At 45.6% G+C, this 2,709-nt stretch carries 3 protein-coding genes; 2 read left to right on the plus strand and 1 reads right to left on the minus strand.

What is annotated here, in order from left to right:
* Nucleotides 1-189, minus strand: a 189-nt coding sequence (locus tag AC5JMP_RS14395) for a hypothetical protein (protein ID WP_495852176.1), incomplete at its 3' end; no start/stop codon positions are given.
* Nucleotides 190-792: 603 nt separating this feature from the next.
* Here AC5JMP_RS14395 and AC5JMP_RS14400 point away from each other — a divergent pair.
* Both AC5JMP_RS14400 and AC5JMP_RS14405 read left to right on the plus strand, forming a co-directional pair.
* Nucleotides 793-2,040, plus strand: coding sequence for a reverse transcriptase domain-containing protein (locus tag AC5JMP_RS14400; protein WP_495852177.1), 1,248 nt, complete (start codon nucleotides 793-795; stop codon nucleotides 2,038-2,040).
* A gap of 108 nt (nucleotides 2,041-2,148) precedes the next feature.
* On the plus strand, nucleotides 2,149-2,532 hold the full coding sequence (locus AC5JMP_RS14405; RefSeq protein ID WP_495852178.1) for an HNH endonuclease: 384 nt from the start codon (nucleotides 2,149-2,151) through the stop codon (nucleotides 2,530-2,532).
* Nucleotides 2,533-2,709: the final 177 nt, after the last annotated feature.

Raw genomic sequence — 2,709 nt, forward strand, 5'->3', positions numbered from 1 at the left:
GCCAATGTAGTTGTCGCCAGTCATCTCACGATGCCTATGTAATTGTCGCGCGATATGCAACCGACGCGCAACAACCGAGGTATTGCCCATGAAAATGGAAGCGTGGTGCGATTCGTTCTTGCCGAAATGGCTGCGAAGCTTATAAGGCAGGGCTTCTAGAAGATAACCCATTTGGGGTTGAGTTCGCACTTGAAATCTCTTCTGGATGATAACTTGATGCTCTTGTCGGTGATGCCTCTGACCAAGACCAGACAGCTACTCCGACCCACCCGGTATAAGGTGTGAAAGCATAACCCCCATGTCAACGGTTAAGCACCAATGAGATGAAGCGGGGTTAAATGGCGGTATCTGGTAGCCTAAACCGGAAACTCCGTCTAGCAAGTGTGCATGGGTAAAGCTCTGCCTGAACGTATGTCTGAACCATCGTTACGTTTAACCAGTGAAATTGGCTGGAGTGAATCTAAGGGCTTGCCATTCGGCAATTCCTGAATCATCACAAACACTGGGAACAAAAGTTACTGGCTTGAGAGCCTCTTTTTTATGGTAAAGGAGGTTTTATACCCAAATCAGCCCGGTGGACAGTACGACCCTAACCACACAACCAAAGAACATCAGGAACGAAGTAACACGACCAGTTTTCACTCTGAAAGGTCGAATATTTAGAGCAGGTACTTAACCGAATGGACTGGCGTGCAGGATGGTCTAAAAAGCGAATGCCTGGGGTAACGTCCAGGATAGGCAGACGTAGATCCGACAGTACGGAAGGAAGAGCCTTTAGTCGGAGTAAAGACGATGACACACTCAGCAATGAGGAGTGATGAATGGAAAAACATTGACTGGAAACAAATCCAGAAGAATGTCTATCGACTCCAAACCAGAATCTTCAAAGCCAAATGTCGTGGTGATACCAAGCAGGTTCACAGGCTCCAGAAATTATTGATGAAGTCCAGGGCTGCCAAACTCTTATCAGTCAGAAAAGTCACGCAGGATAATCAGGGACGTTCAACACCTGGGGTGGATGGGATAAAATCCCTCAATCCATCTCAAAGAATTGACCTTGTAAACTCCTTAGAACTAACGGCAAAATCCAAGCCGACCCGAAGGGTGATGATTCCAAAACCTGGAAGCTCGGAGGAACGACCGTTAGGAATCCCGTGTATGATTGAAAGAGCGAAACAGATGCTAGTTAAACTAGCACTTGAAGCCGAATGGGAAGAGATTTTTGAAAACAATACCTACGGCTTCAGAGCTGGACGAGGCGCTCACGATGCAATCGAAGCAATATTTGACAGTATTCGGTACAAAAGCAAATATGTCTTAGACGCCGATATTTCGAAATGCTTCGATAAAATCGACCAGAAACGGTTGCTTGATAAACTGAACACCTTTCCTAAACTTCATAGGCAAATCAAAGCCTGGTTAAGGTCAGAAGTTGTGATAGAAGGTAAGCTATTTCTAACCAATGAGGGGACACCACAGGGGGGTGTTGTTTCCCCGTTACTTGCTTTAATCGCCCTGCATGGATTGGAAACAGCGATAAGAAGCTGTTTAGGTCAAGGTAGAGCACAACGAGCTTTATCAGTTGTACTTTACGCAGATGACTTTGTTGTCCTTCACCCATCACTGGATGTTATCCAAAAGTGCAGATCAGCAGCCGAAGAATGGTTGAAAGAGATGTCGCTTGAACTGAAGCCTAGCAAGACTCGTATCTCTCATACCCTAACTCGGTATGAAGGGAATGTTGGATTCGATTTTCTTGGATTCAATATCAGACAATACGCGGTTGGTAAACACCAATGTGGATGTAATGGTCAAGGAGAAAAGCTAGGTTTCAAAACCATCATCAAGCCCAGCAAGAAAGCAATTGCACGGCACATTGAGTCAATAAGAAGCATCATTCAAGGGAGCATGTCAGCACCCCAAGCGGCGGTGATTAGCAAGCTTAATCCGATTATTCGGGGATGGTGCAATTATTACTCAACGGTTTGTAGCAAGAATACCTTCAGAAACTGCAAAAATATTATATGGTCGCAGTTATGAGCTTGGGCAAGATACCGAACCGGAAACTTTAGGTTCAAGACCTTAAACAAATACTGGCACTACGTTGAAGGGAGGTTGACCTTTTCAACCAAAAGTGGAATTAGCCTGATGGTTCATTCTGACACCACAATCAAACGTCATGTGAAAGTTAAAAAGGACAAGAGCTATTTTGATGGGGACGTACTCTACTGGAGCACTAGAAAAGGAGCACATCCTACACTACCCAACCGAGTCGCATTGCTACTCAAAAAGTACAAAGGACGGTGCCCGGAATGTGGACTGATGTTTGTTGCAGACGATTTGATTGAGGTTGACCACATCCTTGCTAAAGTAAGCTGTGGAAAGGATAAGTTCGATAATCTGCAACCGCTTCATCGCCATTGCCACGATGTCAAAACTGCCCGTGATAAGGAGAGTAGAAAGGTTTTAGAGCAAGATACTGAACTAGAATCAACCGAAAACTACATCAATGAACAGGGCAAATGGTGCTGATGACAACAGCCGTATTGTCGAGGAGCCGTGTGCTGGAAAACTGGCAAGCACGGTTTTGAACGGGAGGGTGACAGGGCGACCTGTCACTCGACCCCTTAGTGGTGCAGAAAAGTCTTGAGAGGCTGACTGGGCAGGGGTTTAGAGAAAATTGATAGAAAAGAGGGCGAGGTGTGGGAA

Source organism: Drouetiella sp. (genome assembly GCF_059504425.1).

Excerpts from the sequence above, each read along its gene's own strand:
- AC5JMP_RS14400 (WP_495852177.1), top strand. The coding sequence starts at position 793 with ATGACACACTCAGCAATGAGGAGTGATGAATGGAAAAACATTGACTGG.
- AC5JMP_RS14405 (WP_495852178.1), top strand. The coding sequence starts at position 2,149 with ATGGTTCATTCTGACACCACAATCAAACGTCATGTGAAAGTTAAAAAG.